General features: G+C 43.5%; 22 protein-coding genes. All 22 read right to left on the bottom strand.

All coding sequences use genetic code 11. The annotated features are described in order from the left end of the window. Positions 1 to 36: 36 nt before the first annotated feature. The gene (locus NSQ91_RS08900) at positions 37 to 201 is read right to left on the bottom strand and encodes a hypothetical protein (protein ID WP_179088146.1); all 165 of its coding nucleotides are present in this window, start codon (positions 199 to 201) and stop codon (positions 37 to 39) included. A 119-nt stretch (positions 202 to 320) separates the two neighbouring features. After that, positions 321 to 1,472 (bottom strand): DNA cytosine methyltransferase, encoded by a 1,152-nt coding sequence (locus tag NSQ91_RS08895; protein ID WP_076303897.1) that lies wholly within the window; start codon positions 1,470 to 1,472, stop codon positions 321 to 323. Continuing rightward, positions 1,469 to 2,653 (bottom strand): phosphoadenosine phosphosulfate reductase domain-containing protein, encoded by a 1,185-nt coding sequence (locus tag NSQ91_RS08890; RefSeq protein WP_076303896.1) that lies wholly within the window; start codon positions 2,651 to 2,653, stop codon positions 1,469 to 1,471. The genes NSQ91_RS08895 and NSQ91_RS08890 overlap by 4 nt, the downstream gene beginning before the upstream one ends. A 4-nt stretch (positions 2,654 to 2,657) precedes the next feature. Then, positions 2,658 to 3,017, bottom strand: coding sequence for a hypothetical protein (locus NSQ91_RS08885; protein ID WP_076303895.1), 360 nt, complete (start codon positions 3,015 to 3,017; stop codon positions 2,658 to 2,660). Beyond that, complete coding sequence (locus tag NSQ91_RS08880; RefSeq protein WP_076303894.1) at positions 3,014 to 3,232, bottom strand: hypothetical protein; 219 nt, start codon at positions 3,230 to 3,232, stop codon at positions 3,014 to 3,016. The genes NSQ91_RS08885 and NSQ91_RS08880 overlap by 4 nt, the downstream gene beginning before the upstream one ends. Continuing rightward, positions 3,229 to 3,765, bottom strand: coding sequence for a hypothetical protein (locus tag NSQ91_RS08875; protein WP_076303893.1), 537 nt, complete (start codon positions 3,763 to 3,765; stop codon positions 3,229 to 3,231). Before NSQ91_RS08875 ends, NSQ91_RS08880 begins: the two co-directional genes overlap by 4 nt. A gap of 160 nt (positions 3,766 to 3,925) precedes the next feature. Further along, positions 3,926 to 4,525 carry a dUTP diphosphatase gene (locus tag NSQ91_RS08870; RefSeq protein WP_076303892.1) on the bottom strand — a complete coding sequence of 200 codons (600 nt, stop codon included), beginning with the start codon at positions 4,523 to 4,525 and terminating at the stop codon, positions 3,926 to 3,928. Positions 4,526 to 4,583: 58 nt separating this feature from the next. After that, positions 4,584 to 5,759, bottom strand: a complete 1,176-nt coding sequence (locus NSQ91_RS08865; RefSeq protein ID WP_081391805.1) for a hypothetical protein — start codon at positions 5,757 to 5,759, stop codon at positions 4,584 to 4,586. 38 nt (positions 5,760 to 5,797) lie between these two features. Continuing rightward, positions 5,798 to 6,064 carry a hypothetical protein gene (locus NSQ91_RS08860; protein ID WP_076219416.1) on the bottom strand — a complete coding sequence of 89 codons (267 nt, stop codon included), beginning with the start codon at positions 6,062 to 6,064 and terminating at the stop codon, positions 5,798 to 5,800. Positions 6,065 to 6,099: 35 nt separating this feature from the next. Then, positions 6,100 to 6,777: an HNH endonuclease gene (locus tag NSQ91_RS08855; RefSeq protein WP_256716476.1), complete on the bottom strand. Its 678-nt coding sequence runs from the start codon at positions 6,775 to 6,777 to the stop codon at positions 6,100 to 6,102. A gap of 140 nt (positions 6,778 to 6,917) precedes the next feature. Next, positions 6,918 to 7,220 carry a hypothetical protein gene (locus NSQ91_RS08850; RefSeq protein WP_036684300.1) on the bottom strand — a complete coding sequence of 101 codons (303 nt, stop codon included), beginning with the start codon at positions 7,218 to 7,220 and terminating at the stop codon, positions 6,918 to 6,920. Further along, positions 7,213 to 7,746: a Holliday junction resolvase RecU gene (locus NSQ91_RS08845; protein ID WP_076303891.1), complete on the bottom strand. Its 534-nt coding sequence runs from the start codon at positions 7,744 to 7,746 to the stop codon at positions 7,213 to 7,215. The genes NSQ91_RS08850 and NSQ91_RS08845 overlap by 8 nt, the downstream gene beginning before the upstream one ends. Then, complete coding sequence (locus NSQ91_RS08840; RefSeq protein ID WP_175618927.1) at positions 7,730 to 7,888, bottom strand: hypothetical protein; 159 nt, start codon at positions 7,886 to 7,888, stop codon at positions 7,730 to 7,732. The genes NSQ91_RS08845 and NSQ91_RS08840 overlap by 17 nt, the downstream gene beginning before the upstream one ends. After that, entirely contained in the window at positions 7,885 to 8,145 is a 261-nt protein-coding gene (locus NSQ91_RS08835; RefSeq protein WP_076303890.1) for a hypothetical protein, read from the bottom strand. The genes NSQ91_RS08840 and NSQ91_RS08835 overlap by 4 nt, the downstream gene beginning before the upstream one ends. Before the next feature lie 2 nt (positions 8,146 to 8,147). Then, positions 8,148 to 8,315, bottom strand: coding sequence for a hypothetical protein (locus NSQ91_RS08830; RefSeq protein ID WP_155986576.1), 168 nt, complete (start codon positions 8,313 to 8,315; stop codon positions 8,148 to 8,150). Next, complete coding sequence (locus NSQ91_RS08825; protein ID WP_076303889.1) at positions 8,312 to 9,304, bottom strand: Lin1244/Lin1753 domain-containing protein; 993 nt, start codon at positions 9,302 to 9,304, stop codon at positions 8,312 to 8,314. The genes NSQ91_RS08830 and NSQ91_RS08825 overlap by 4 nt, the downstream gene beginning before the upstream one ends. Before the next feature lie 18 nt (positions 9,305 to 9,322). Then, positions 9,323 to 9,673 (bottom strand): hypothetical protein, encoded by a 351-nt coding sequence (locus tag NSQ91_RS08820; protein WP_076144253.1) that lies wholly within the window; start codon positions 9,671 to 9,673, stop codon positions 9,323 to 9,325. Beyond that, the gene (locus tag NSQ91_RS08815) at positions 9,673 to 10,071 is read right to left on the bottom strand and encodes a hypothetical protein (protein ID WP_036684313.1); all 399 of its coding nucleotides are present in this window, start codon (positions 10,069 to 10,071) and stop codon (positions 9,673 to 9,675) included. Before NSQ91_RS08815 ends, NSQ91_RS08820 begins: the two co-directional genes overlap by 1 nt. Further along, positions 10,061 to 10,534 carry a hypothetical protein gene (locus NSQ91_RS08810; RefSeq protein ID WP_076303888.1) on the bottom strand — a complete coding sequence of 158 codons (474 nt, stop codon included), beginning with the start codon at positions 10,532 to 10,534 and terminating at the stop codon, positions 10,061 to 10,063. Before NSQ91_RS08810 ends, NSQ91_RS08815 begins: the two co-directional genes overlap by 11 nt. Next, entirely contained in the window at positions 10,524 to 10,832 is a 309-nt protein-coding gene (locus NSQ91_RS08805) for a hypothetical protein (RefSeq protein WP_076303887.1), read from the bottom strand. The genes NSQ91_RS08810 and NSQ91_RS08805 overlap by 11 nt, the downstream gene beginning before the upstream one ends. Positions 10,833 to 10,857: 25 nt before the next feature. Next, positions 10,858 to 11,553, bottom strand: a complete 696-nt coding sequence (locus tag NSQ91_RS08800; RefSeq protein WP_076303886.1) for a Rha family transcriptional regulator — start codon at positions 11,551 to 11,553, stop codon at positions 10,858 to 10,860. 6 nt (positions 11,554 to 11,559) lie between these two features. Then, on the bottom strand, positions 11,560 to 11,835 hold the full coding sequence (locus tag NSQ91_RS08795) for a hypothetical protein (RefSeq protein WP_076303885.1): 276 nt from the start codon (positions 11,833 to 11,835) through the stop codon (positions 11,560 to 11,562). Between the last annotated feature and the right edge of the window lie 220 nt (positions 11,836 to 12,055).

The following is a 12,055-nucleotide window of genomic DNA, read 5'->3' as shown; positions in this document are numbered from 1 at the left end:
ATTAACCCTCTCTGTCCCTGTATCTCGAAATGTGCTTTACCAACAATCTCTTTTGAGAATAATTCTGTTGTATTCTCCGTCATTAACTGTATATTGACCTCGTTCATGATCATCATGAATTTCACATACAGCGAAGGATTCCCCTATACAATCCGCATACCAAAAAGTTTGTTCCGTTGCTTTTCGGATGGTAACATTCATGCTTTCCCCTCCTGCGCGTTATGCGTCTACTCTGCCTTTGGGAGAGGAGGGATACTCCTACTCCCTTAATGATCTGAATGATCTCTTACGGCTCGCGCCTATTCGGTCGTTACGGGGGCCTATCGGCCTAGTGAATCATCTATCGCTTTTATCGCTGCTACGATTGGGTAGATCTGCCAGGGAACTACTGCGTTACCAAGACCCTTCAAACGACCAACTCTGTTCTTTACGCCCGTCGCTACCCTTGGCGGCTCCCAGTCAGATTGCTCTGCTCCTTGTCCTGCAGGCCATCTATGTCCGTCCAGCCTTCTGGAAACCCCATCAAGCACTCTACCCAATTCGGATTCAATTGACCGGATTGTCCGTTTCTCATTAATGCCCCGGGAACCGTGTCTCTCTCCATCTGAGATGGAGGTAATGTTGCATTCTTGCTGTCTTGAGCTGCTGGAGTCGGCCACATTTTGACCGAAGTAGCCAAATCCACGCTGTGACTGTTCCCGTTTTTGCAACTCCTCCTGCCTGTTGCAGTCAATTCCACATTCTCCCGAGCTGTTGTTTCGGATGCAGTTGGTGTCGGCCACATTTTCACCTGATCGTTCAGATTCTGACTCCAACCCTGTTCCTGCTTCCTGTTGGCTCTCGTTCCATTCGGGTTGTCTCCACTTCGATAATCCCGGGCTTGAGGAGTTGACCATAACCCGTTCTTCCAATTTGCAATATCCGTTCGGAGGCTCTTGCTCTGCCCTCCCCCGTGGCTCCCCACCGCATCCGCCGCGCTCGGTGTACCCCACAATGAAGACCCGATCTCTTCTGTGCGGGGCGCCGACGGCCGCAGCTGGAATAACAATCGGTTGTGCGGCGTACCCGATGTCTCCCAAGTCAGAAAGCACATCGTCGAGGCCCAAAGTGACGTGTCCAGCAACATTTTCGCCAATAAACCAACGGGGTCTGATCTCTTCCAGTAGGCGCTTAACTTCTGGCCAGAGGTGGCGGTTGTCATTTTCGCCTTCTCGCTTCCCGGCATTACTAAAAGGCTGGCAAGGGTATCCGGCGGAAATAAGTCCAATTGCTCTAGTGTCGATTCCATCTGCTTCTAACCTCGCTTTCGTTAACGTGCATACATCGTCGTATATAGGAACATCCGGCCAGTGCTTCTTTAATACTTTCTGCGGGAATGGTTCACGTTCGCAAAATGCTATCGTCTGCATACCGGCCCACTCAGCTGCTAAATCAATTCCGCCGATGCCGCTGAACAGGCTTAGTTTCTTCAAAGTGTCACCTCTGCATAGTGGATGTTCCACACCAACTGATAGCCATTAACTAGTCCCTTGATCTTGGACTCGTAAAACAACCCCACCTCGTCTGCGTCTTCCACCCAAGGGCATTCTCTCAAATCTTCCTCCCATTGGTTACGGATCAGTTCATCAAGCTCCTTGGAGTAGATTAGCTTCTGCGGCTCTACACCATGCATCCGTGCTAATTCCTCGTTCTCTTGTTCTGCCTGCCGTACAGACTCATATAGCTTCATTCTTGCCTTTACTGTAAATGTGCCGTGTCCATATTCCAGTACAGTTCCATCACGCTTACGCCCGGCTTTGTTGCGTGGGTCCTTGTACATTTGAATCATGAGGTTTCTCAGTCCTACATAGGGCTGTAACCATGGATTGTGCTTTGCAAACTCTTGGCTGCTCTTATCGATGGTTACCACTGGGCAGATGATACAACCAGTACGCGCGCCACATGGATCATCGTTTTTCTCTCCAGCACCAGCCTTACGCTGCCGTAATCCGCATTCTCCAGTGGCTTCTTTGTAAAGTTGACCCAACGCCTCAGCATCTCCCCAGGCCATGCCCTCACGTACCAAGTAGCTCCAAACGTCATCCAATGTGAAATTGACGATCGGCATAAATTCATTTGCACTGAAGTATTCTGACACCTGTCTGTTCTCGATATTGTTTCGACGCTCTGCCGACTCGCTTAAACGAACCCCAGTAACAGTGAGCGCTGGTTTAATCGCCTTGTGTTCTTTTTGGGATGGTTCAATCTTCAGGCGTTCCGTACACCATCGGTTCATCCTGCTCTTTGGTAACGGATACCCCCGGCCAAGCACAAGATACATGAAGCTCTTTTCTATCGGGGCTGCTACTTCCACTATTTTCACGGGAAGTTTCTGCTCTTCTATCAGCTTTTTAATCTTTATCAGTTCACTCTGTTTGAGTGGATCAGTGACAAAATCAAGATTCGTTTGTGCGGTAGTAAGATAAATTTCTCTGTTCAGTCCATCCGGATGACTTTTCTGGTAAAGCAACATCGCATTGAATACGATCGATGCTGTGACTGAGCTGTCCTTGCCTCCACTCCATGCCAGCACCCATGGACCAGGTCTGGTTTCGTCGGTATATGCCTTCAGCACTTCCCCGGTTGCTATGAAGGTCTTCTGTTTATAGTCCATGGTGTCACTCCTTTTGCTGTAGTGTGATATATGCCGCCTCTGCCCTCTCTCGGGGGCTGGCGAGCAACAAACTTGCTATAGCTCTATAGCTTGGTTCTGAACATATCGTGAGTTCATCAGTGTTTACGAACTCATCCAAGTGGTCAATATACGCCTTGTAATTCAATTCAAGCGCCTTTGCCTGTACCTCTAGGCTGGCAGCAGGATCAGTTGAAGGATGCCAGCCTGTAACTTTGCGGCGAAACTCATTTGTTTTCCCATCAAGCCACACGAGCCTTACTCCATCCCATGCGTTTACCCATCCCAGTTGCTCAGCAAGAGCAAAGTCTAATTTTTCATCGATCATATCCTTTACCTGTGTCATGACTTACCCTCCCTGCGCTTAGATTCGCACTGAAAACAATAGTTTTTGAATACGCTACCTTCCTGCTTAAACATATATCCGTTCTTCAATGCACCGTTCATACGGTTATCAAATCCAAGTGGAATGTCACTATCTGCTATAACTTTTTCTTTTCCGCAATCGTCGCAAATCACTATTGTTCGATAGGTCTTTATTTCATCTGTTCTGAAGCTCATGCCTTGTCGCTCCCTTCCTTATTTCCCCCGAGCGCTTCTTTTGCGATCAAAAGGGATGTACGCCATGCTCTTTCATATCCGATTCCTGTACAATTCAAGATTCGTTCCAGTGCTTTTCGTTGTCGGTCTATGGTCTGCTGTGCCTCTGCTAGTTTCTTTCGCAATTCTTTATTCGTTTCGTGCAATATATCGTTGAGTTTTTGCTCAGTTTCAGCATCTTGGTTTGCCTCATACAGCCTGTCTCGCAGCTCCGTAATCTCTTTGCCGTATCTATCGATCAATGCAGCCTTGTCGTCCAGGTTGTCACCAAGCAGGTCTATAGCTTTGTCTTTTTCCTTTTCTGCCTTTTCAAGAGCTGCCATATAATAATCAATAATTCCGAGTAAGCACGCCCTGTCCCCATGAAGAGATCCGGGTTTTACCTCTAATTCGTTCCAGAATATCTCCTTATCCATTCGTAGGTGCTTATCTCTGATGGATTGTAATCTTGTGTAGTCAATTTCCGGTAAGGAAACTTTTCCTGATTCACTCATTTGCCCCATACCTCCTTATGGCATTCCTTGCAAACTTCCAGTTCTTTGCCGTTGAACTTATTTTTCATGACCAATTCAGAATGTTTTTCCTCACAGAGTTGACAAAGTGTCCGACCACATTCGGGGCATTTCTTAAGTTCAGTCATAATGTCACCCTCTCTTAATATCCATTGGATTGACGATCATGGTTTACTTTGTTCTTGGCTGCATAGGCTTCTGCAATCTGCTCGAAGGTAAATCCTAGTCGTTGCTCCCCGAGGCTATAAAAAGCGAATAGCGCCGACCGGAAATGCTCACGTTGAAACTTAGCGTTATCATTAGGAGGTGTTGCTAGTAGCTTGTCTCCGAGAATCAACCCAACATTGTGCAATAAATCCGTAAATAAGATTGCTGTTTCTGCTTCAACCACATCTTCCCAAACATACAAATCATCTGCGGGAAGTTTAAGCTGCCTAGCGATGCTCAGAAAGAAGTGTAGGCAGTCTACGTATTCTTCTAGTAGAGGATTGTAAGCTTCTCCGCGCTCGACACCAATATCATCTACGCCCAAGCTCCGCACGGCACGAGTACGTGGTTTCTGATTCTTGCTCCAATGCTTGAATCCGCGCCATTCATTTGCCAATTCTCCGATTTCTACCTGAAGAGCTAATATTGTATTAGGCAGCAGATCAACGCCTTCAAGCCCCTTTTCTTTGATGATTCGTGCATCCAGTACTTTTTGCATTTCAAACATTTGTTCAAGAGTTAACGTATTTTCCATTGCCAATCGTCTCCTTTATAGGAAAGAGGGTGGTTAACCCTCAATTCTCTTTGGTCATTTAAGATGCTAATGCACCTATTTCCCAGGCTATCTTCCGAACTTCCGGCCAGTAATGCGCGTCTGGTCCCTGCCCATTACTATCCTTACAAAACCATTCTGTAATCGTTCGTTTGCCATGAACCACATATTCCCTCAGAGCCTTCACCCAATAGCTTTCTGTACTGGACATTGGTAACGTTCGACCATATAAACTAAGCTTTATGTGGCTCTCATGTACCTTGTGGTTCCCCCATGCCTTGCTTTCGATTTCTATTAGGGACAACCGTCCGTTGGCTTTTAATTCAAATGCGAAAAATCTTGAAGTCCAATCAAATTTATAAAGCTTTGAGAGCATCTCATTTGCTTTCACTAAACGTCCTTCTTTGCCTATACTCTTGCATTCCTTGCTAATCTGGGCTGCCACAGGTTCGCTGAATTTAATGCGCGCTGCTGGTTTGTGATGACCAGATTTCTTGATCAGTTTTCGCTTCCGGTTTTCCTCACTGTCTAAATCAAAGAACTCAAAACTCGCAATATTTCTGTAGTTATATTCATGCAGTATGACCCACCACATGTTGTTGATATTGTGGTAAACAATGCCGCGCTGCAAACACCCTTTACGATCTCTGAAATACTTAACTTCTCCATTCCGGATGCGTTTCCCGTCTTTATCTTTGCTGTTGTAACTTGGTACCTCGTACTCCGGTAATTCTTTACCTTCTTTGTAATGGCATGAGCTTTTAATGTGGTCCATCACTTTATCAAAAGCCCTGACTGTAACCGGCTTGGATTGATCCAGATACCCATCTGCCTTGCACGTTTCTTTGATGTGTTTTAATTCAGTTAGAAATGACAAGCGAAGCAAGTATGGCATGAGCTTTAATTTATCGAAATCATAGTAACCGCCGCTTCTATTGACTGTGTTAATTTCTTGGAAAAATTCAATTTTGAATCCCATGCGGTATTTTTCAGCCTTAAACTTAAGATCGCCTTTATGCCCCTCAAAGTGGTCTTTTGCCAAACAAGCGTAATCTCTTAAAATACGCTGATCTGTCTGAATGAACCATCCTCGCAGTTTCATCTTTTCAAAAATAAGACCCATAACAGCCGAGGCATTATCTGATTCATCTCTTAGATAAAAACTTGTTCCCTGCGAAGCAAGATTGTCTTCGAAATACATTTCTTTATTGATCATTTCTCGCTCTCTCCTTACGGCCTATACCCGAATTTGTATTAAACTCCCAACTCTCGCATTTCTGCATCCTCTGTAGCATCTAACGTGATTGATGGCATGCCATCCCATAACTCTCGAATCTCATTAGCCTTAGCAATTACTGCTGCTTTCTGCTTTGGTGTTAATACGATATCCATAGCCTCTTGATAATGGTTTTCTGCCTTGGTATAAGCTCGGGTATGCAGTACATTCATGTAGCGCCAAAACTTATCGTTACTCAAAGATTTGATTCGTTGGAAGTGTCTGCGACGTTCAGTTTCTGTCATCAATACCACCCTTTACGCGTTGTTATATGAATTAACTAATCTTCAAATCGATCATTAGGATGGTAAGATCCCTGTGCTGCATAGCCATTAAGAGCATCAGTAAACATCGCGGTGAAGATATTCAAATCCTTAGTTTCAAACGACTCCAGCAATCTAAGCTCCTTTGCTCGAAGCTCTCGACCGGCTGCCGTTGCGATTAGATCCGCTATAGGTTCAATCTGCTGCAATCGTTCTTCTTTTACCTTCTCTAGTTCCATCTGCTTATTTAGCTTGTGATTGTGTTCGTCCCAATCTTGTTCATCAAACCAAAAGTAATCGCCGTATTTATTCCAAAATACTGAAATCCAGTACTGCAAGAGCTCTTCATCCGTTTGGATAATGTCATGGCAGACCCCACAAAGGCGTAATCCATTTGTCTTAACTCCCCTGCCCTTTCTTCCTCGTGGCATTACATGATGTGTTGTTGTATCCGGGGCAGTTTTACAATGTGAACATTTACCGTCAGCCTCTGCAATCAATTCCTTAATTACTGCCACTGGAAACTCACAGCGCTGTTTTGAACTTTTACCTGGCTTGTGATCTGCGAATATCTTTTGCTTCAAAGGAGATACCTCTTTCTTCTCCTTCTTCCGCTGCCCTAAGCTGCTTGTCTTCTTGGGTTTCTCTTGTTTCTGCGGTTTCCAGAAAGTTTTATGAGGGGTTTCTTGAACCATGCTACACCTCATCTCTCTTTGATTTTGTTTAGTAGGTTGTTCTATAGATAATTGCTCTGCCTCCCACTCACATTCAGTACAACGATATAAGTCCAGGGTAATTTCCCTCATATCTGATCCACACTGGAGACATACCAGAATCATGATCCTCTCTCCGCTTCTGCAAGTTCGCCTGGCGTAAGCTGGCTTACTTCGATCTGTTGCTTGTCCCGAGCGTACAATGGAGCATAGCTATAAGGTGGAATTGCATTTCGTACATGAAGATAAGCAATAGGCTGTTCGGTAGCTTCCACATGAGCTTTAAGTTGCGCACATCGATATTTTGGTAGGATTGCCCAACCTTTGGGACGTTCTGGACGCCATCCGGGACCGCCTGTGATATAAAGTGGCTTACCACATTCTGCAGCTTCGTTACGGGTCAGCCAGCCATTTCTATCAGGCATTCTTCTGAGTGTCCTCGAACCAAACTCTATCAACTGTAGCTAAATAATCTAGTGGCATGCTTCGTCCTGAACTAACTTCATAGGCATCTATCTCCATGTTATCTAGTGTCATGCTCTTACGGCCTCCACGAGCTGCCTCAGTCTTATAAGCTCTCAACGCAGTGAATGGTAATAAGTACGTCTTTCGTTGTTTTCTAAACTCCACTAGGACGAAGCATAGAGCCCCAAACTTATGACATTTTTCTAAGTGCTCGTATTGATGATCTGCAACGTTTTTAAGGTCAAATCGATCTAGCTCTTGGATTGACTTAGCTTCGAAAAAAACAGCTCTTCCACGATAGATGCCATCGTAATCAACAGTTGATTTAGCTTCAAAGAATCCAGCAAGTACTTTTGTTCCTTTACTCTTTGTTACCTTTACTGGCGTTGATCGCTTATTGATGACGGCTAATTCTCTATGTTCATAGGATTCATTTGTGAAATTAATTAAGTTTTCAAAAGCTGCACCTCTATTTCCTTGAGCCATCTTTACCACCCTTTCTAGGAGTCCGCGGCGGATCAAGTACATAACGCATATCATCAATCATTAGTACGCTCGGGGCATCCTCATGCATTTTTGCAACTGTTACGATCTTTTTATATTTCTTACCAACCTCGTAATGTGTCATTTCGAATCTTTCCTCGCTCTTTTTGGGGATTCTAATTCACGTTTTTCAGCTATTTGGTCAATCATGTCCTCAATCTTTGCCCGTACAACTTTTTGACTAGTTGATAACCCAACACCTGCAGTTGATGCCTCTGAAATAATTTTAGCTACGATATGGTCAGCTGCTGCCAAATGTTCAAAAAGTCGATATTCCAAGGATTCAAAGATTCTATCGAATTCATTTAGCAAGTATTTCTCCCGGCGTTCAGCAGCAGTCATAATCACCACACCTCTGAACGTCTACGATCGACGAGCACCATTATGAGCTTTTTTATTTTTTCTCTGGCTATAAGTTCCATGGTGGCGTGAATGCGTATGTCATAATCTAGAGAGTCATTGTTGATTATCTGCAGAAGCTCGGTGTCAGTCTTCCAGTTTAGAAATTTCAACGTCTTTTCTCCTCCTCAGCTCGTTTTCTTTTATCAAGAAGCTCAGCCATGGACTTCTCATGAAGTTCGATTTCTTCTTGTGTAGGAGGAGCAACGGGGTTCTTAGTAATTTCAATTTGTGGTTTCCCACTTTGCCCACCCCGCCCATTCCTATAACTATTAGTAGAAGGATTGCTTCGTAGTTCTTTCTCCTTTGTCCATGGCTCGTCTATGCCTTCGGATTTCCATCGTTTTAGAATGGCACGAACATAACTAAGATTTCGCTTGCCAGCAATTATCGAAGTACGCATAGCCTCGCAAAGCCATCTTTCGCCATAGTCATTTATAAAGTCATTAAGCTGATCAGATATCACAGAACTGATTGTGCCAAACCCTTCAGCTTCAAACATCCGGAACGGATTAACTGGCAGAGGCACCTCTATCTCTATTGGTTTTATTTCACTTTCTTTTTCTTTACTTTCCTCTCCTTTACTTTCCTTTACTTTACTTTGTGTACTTTCTGCTGACATTTTCCCTTGTTTGTCGGGATTAATGTAAACATTAACTGGTGTACTTTCAGCACTGACGATCACGATTGAGTGTGATACTTTCTTACTTTCTTCTAACGGATCAATGAGTAAATGACCTTCAAATAAAGTTACTTCTTTACGTCTTTTCGCTGCCTCAATATATCTTTTCTGGAACCCTCTTGATGTCAACACCTTGTAATTTTTGTATACATTTTCATTGAAGAATCCCCAGTTTATGCATTCATTTACGATCTCTTTTACAGTGTTAATGTCAGCATTAACCTTACTGGAAAGGGCATAGTGTTCACGCTCCTCCCAGGGATAAAAATATCCATTGCGATAAATATTCATCATAATTTTTACGATAACTCCGAGTCCCTGCATTCCATATTTAGCTATTGGGACAACTAATTTATCATCCTGATCAAAATCAATATCCAATGGGAAATAGTCTAGGCCTTCTTTTAATGGCCTTGCCATGATGTCAGACCCCTTTCCTTAGCTTCCATTCATCGCACCAATCAGACACTTATAATCGCAGCACAACCCCTTATGACCGTATTTAACAACTGCTTGTCCGATTGGTATCTTTTTCCGACACTTAGGGTTAATACAATTTCCAAGTGATCTTTGTTTGTGCAGAGTTTTAGGATTAAGAAGCTTAAGTTTAGGCTGGTAGGTTTTATTAAGAGATTTCATTTTTTGTTGCAACTCAAAAATTTCTTTTTCTATTTTATTTTTTCGTTTCTGAGTAAGCTTCGAACCTTTTTTATGTTCGGCGTATAGTGTTCTCAACCGTCTCCTAATAGCCGTTGCTTCTAAAACCTTCATGGCAGATTCGTCTTTCATTAATCCCCACCTCCTAATGTGTTCATATCAACCCGTACTCTTAATCTGAGTTCATAAATGTACTCACGGAGAGAAGAAAACTCATTCTTCCACATCATCTTTTCTTCAAGAGCTGTAGCCTCAACCATTCGCAAGTCCTCAATAGCAAGATCGCCGGCTATCTCTTTCTCTCCGCGCTTTGCTTCCTTTCTAGCTTTGGCATAAGCTATTTTACGGGCTGCATAGATACGAGCATGCTCACCGTCTCTAACAGCCGATACTCGTCCAATAAGCATGTGAGCAGCTGTAAGCAGGCGTATTTTTTCCATGATTGCTCCAGGAGCATTGTCATCGTATGCGTCAGCCTGAGCACGCAATTTTCTGATGTCCTTGATATACTGCTTAATATCAATGTCCATTTGACTCAGCTCGATCTTTCATTAATTTGTTGCCGAAGCAATGATAATTACAGATATGACCGCCATGGGCTAATAGATGTACCTGCCCTTCAGGAATTACTGTCTCGCAGGCTAGACAGCTAAAATTACCGTTGGTCCAGCCTGAAGTTACTTTCTCACGCTGTATCTGACGCTCTAAAAAGTCTCTTCTCCTTTGTTCTGGAGTTCTCATCCATTCCGGATAATTCATCGTTTTTAAAACAAGGTCTAGCGACTCTTCATGCATGTCCTTTACATATTTAGAGTGATCTATTGCTGCACGTTCTTGAGCCGTGAAATCCATCCCATCAAGGATGGGATCGGCATAGGGTTGGCGCTTATGCATAGATAAAACTGCATTAAATAAACTTGTAGATTGGATTGTAACCTCATATTTTCGTCCAGTTACATCTACCATTGGTAAATTCCAATCTTTAGCTTGCATTGCTTTTTCCTCCAAATGCTGATAGACTGTCCTTAATTAAATTTGTTGTGCACGTGTCTAGCCTTCCGGCTCCTACCCCGGTGGGCTGTTTTTCATTTAATCGGCCATTTCGAAACTTGTCTAAGGCGATTTCATCCCAGACTTTCAGTAGCTGATCCTGACATCCGCGCCGAATTCTAGCGGCAAATAAATAGATACTGAAATCAATCTCGCCACCTCGTAACAACGCATCATCTTCAACTGTCTTCCAAAATGCAACCTCTTCGCGAAGATCTGCAACAATTGTATGCTTGTCCATAAGATCCCTCCTATTCTTGATGAGTTCAAAACAACATTTGACCATTTGCTTGTTCAATCTGTCTCATTAGGTTGTTGGGTGGATTCCAATGTGGAACGTAGTGAAGCGCACGATCGTAATCTTTAATGAATGTGTTGTTATATGAATTGATCTCAAAGAACTCAGTGAATTCATTCCACAGCGCTGAATATACTTGCGTCCGAAGGCTGCTATCCTTATAGGCTGCTGATTTCTTTCCACCCACGATTTCTAAAACTCGCTTGTTCCCTGCCTTTTTTAGTGTTCGTTGCTGCCCGTAATCAATCGTTGTGCGGTTTTCTAAATGCTCTACCCGATCTTCCATTTCTTTAGTTCGAATATCCAGCATCAGAATTGCTTGTAATTCTTTACTAGCCCCAGCGAATGGATTCTTGATCTTTTCTTCCATAGCTTCGAATTTAGTCACATAAGCAGCTGTGAAGAGCACACCCTTTTCTCCTGTCATTTTATTGGCTACCATATCGCAACCTTTACGAGTCAAGAGGTAATTAGGCTGTTCTTTGTTCTGTGCATTGAGATAATGGCTTGGAATGAAGAATTGATGACTCCCGAGATCTTGGGAGTCCAAAATCTCTGCATATCTCCGAATGTCTGATAAAAGATGGTCATGACGTTTACCCATCATGTCTGCTACTTCACGGCTGTCAATTGTAACTGGCTCCTTAACAATTTGTTTATGCATAAATCCCTACCTCCCTTTACTCCTAGCTGATCTCCTATCTTTCGCGTTATTGGAGTCGCTAGGGTATCCGATATTTAATCGCTGAATTGGCGTGTGTCCTTCTAGATTCTTGTTTGCGGCTTGAGGATCGTATCCGATACTTTGCGGCTTGCCGTATTTTCCGAACAACTCTTTACGCTCCATGTTATGAGCTGTGCGGCAATGATTAACTGTGATTACTTCACCTGTATGACCACAAGTGGGGTAAGGGCATCTGACTGTGCTGCATATGATTACTGTCACGTAACTAAACCTCCTTACCTTCACCTAGAGAAGTTATATACCTTACTTCTAAGTCATCTATGAGTGCTAACATACTTGGATTATCTAACCAGTTACGACGAGTGCGGTCTGTGAAGTCTTGTATTTGCTCTGTCGTACAACCACGATTCAAACAGTTTTGAAATATAGTTGCCAGATCTGGGTACCTGCTTTTCTTATTGCTCATGGGGTATCTCCTTTC

Origin of the sequence: Paenibacillus sp. FSL R7-0048 (assembly GCF_038004505.1) — a bacterium.
In the GTDB taxonomy this organism is placed as follows: domain Bacteria; phylum Bacillota; class Bacilli; order Paenibacillales; family Paenibacillaceae; genus Paenibacillus_AQ; species Paenibacillus_AQ odorifer.
This window is presented reverse-complemented; position numbering and strand designations above follow the sequence as displayed.

Bases quoted from the DNA above. Each gene is read 5' to 3' on its own strand.
- NSQ91_RS08820 (WP_076144253.1), bottom strand. From the start codon at position 9,673: ATGAAAGACGAATCTGCCATGAAGGTTTTAGAAGCAACGGCTATTAGG.
- NSQ91_RS08890 (WP_076303896.1), bottom strand. From the start codon at position 2,653: ATGGACTATAAACAGAAGACCTTCATAGCAACCGGGGAAGTGCTGAAG.
- NSQ91_RS08880 (WP_076303894.1), bottom strand. From the start codon at position 3,232: ATGAGCTTCAGAACAGATGAAATAAAGACCTATCGAACAATAGTGATT.
- NSQ91_RS08835 (WP_076303890.1), bottom strand. From the start codon at position 8,145: ATGACTGCTGCTGAACGCCGGGAGAAATACTTGCTAAATGAATTCGAT.
- NSQ91_RS08875 (WP_076303893.1), bottom strand. From the start codon at position 3,765: ATGAGTGAATCAGGAAAAGTTTCCTTACCGGAAATTGACTACACAAGA.
- NSQ91_RS08815 (WP_036684313.1), bottom strand. From the start codon at position 10,071: ATGGACATTGATATTAAGCAGTATATCAAGGACATCAGAAAATTGCGT.
- NSQ91_RS08850 (WP_036684300.1), bottom strand. From the start codon at position 7,220: ATGCCTGATAGAAATGGCTGGCTGACCCGTAACGAAGCTGCAGAATGT.
- NSQ91_RS08885 (WP_076303895.1), bottom strand. From the start codon at position 3,017: ATGACACAGGTAAAGGATATGATCGATGAAAAATTAGACTTTGCTCTT.
- NSQ91_RS08845 (WP_076303891.1), bottom strand. From the start codon at position 7,746: ATGGCTCAAGGAAATAGAGGTGCAGCTTTTGAAAACTTAATTAATTTC.
- NSQ91_RS08805 (WP_076303887.1), bottom strand. From the start codon at position 10,832: ATGGACAAGCATACAATTGTTGCAGATCTTCGCGAAGAGGTTGCATTT.
- NSQ91_RS08855 (WP_256716476.1), bottom strand. From the start codon at position 6,777: ATGGTTCAAGAAACCCCTCATAAAACTTTCTGGAAACCGCAGAAACAA.
- NSQ91_RS08900 (WP_179088146.1), bottom strand. From the start codon at position 201: ATGAATGTTACCATCCGAAAAGCAACGGAACAAACTTTTTGGTATGCG.
- NSQ91_RS08810 (WP_076303888.1), bottom strand. From the start codon at position 10,534: ATGCAAGCTAAAGATTGGAATTTACCAATGGTAGATGTAACTGGACGA.
- NSQ91_RS08840 (WP_175618927.1), bottom strand. From the start codon at position 7,888: ATGACACATTACGAGGTTGGTAAGAAATATAAAAAGATCGTAACAGTT.
- NSQ91_RS08865 (WP_081391805.1), bottom strand. From the start codon at position 5,759: ATGATCAATAAAGAAATGTATTTCGAAGACAATCTTGCTTCGCAGGGA.
- NSQ91_RS08860 (WP_076219416.1), bottom strand. From the start codon at position 6,064: ATGACAGAAACTGAACGTCGCAGACACTTCCAACGAATCAAATCTTTG.
- NSQ91_RS08800 (WP_076303886.1), bottom strand. From the start codon at position 11,553: ATGCATAAACAAATTGTTAAGGAGCCAGTTACAATTGACAGCCGTGAA.
- NSQ91_RS08825 (WP_076303889.1), bottom strand. From the start codon at position 9,304: ATGGCAAGGCCATTAAAAGAAGGCCTAGACTATTTCCCATTGGATATT.
- NSQ91_RS08870 (WP_076303892.1), bottom strand. From the start codon at position 4,525: ATGGAAAATACGTTAACTCTTGAACAAATGTTTGAAATGCAAAAAGTA.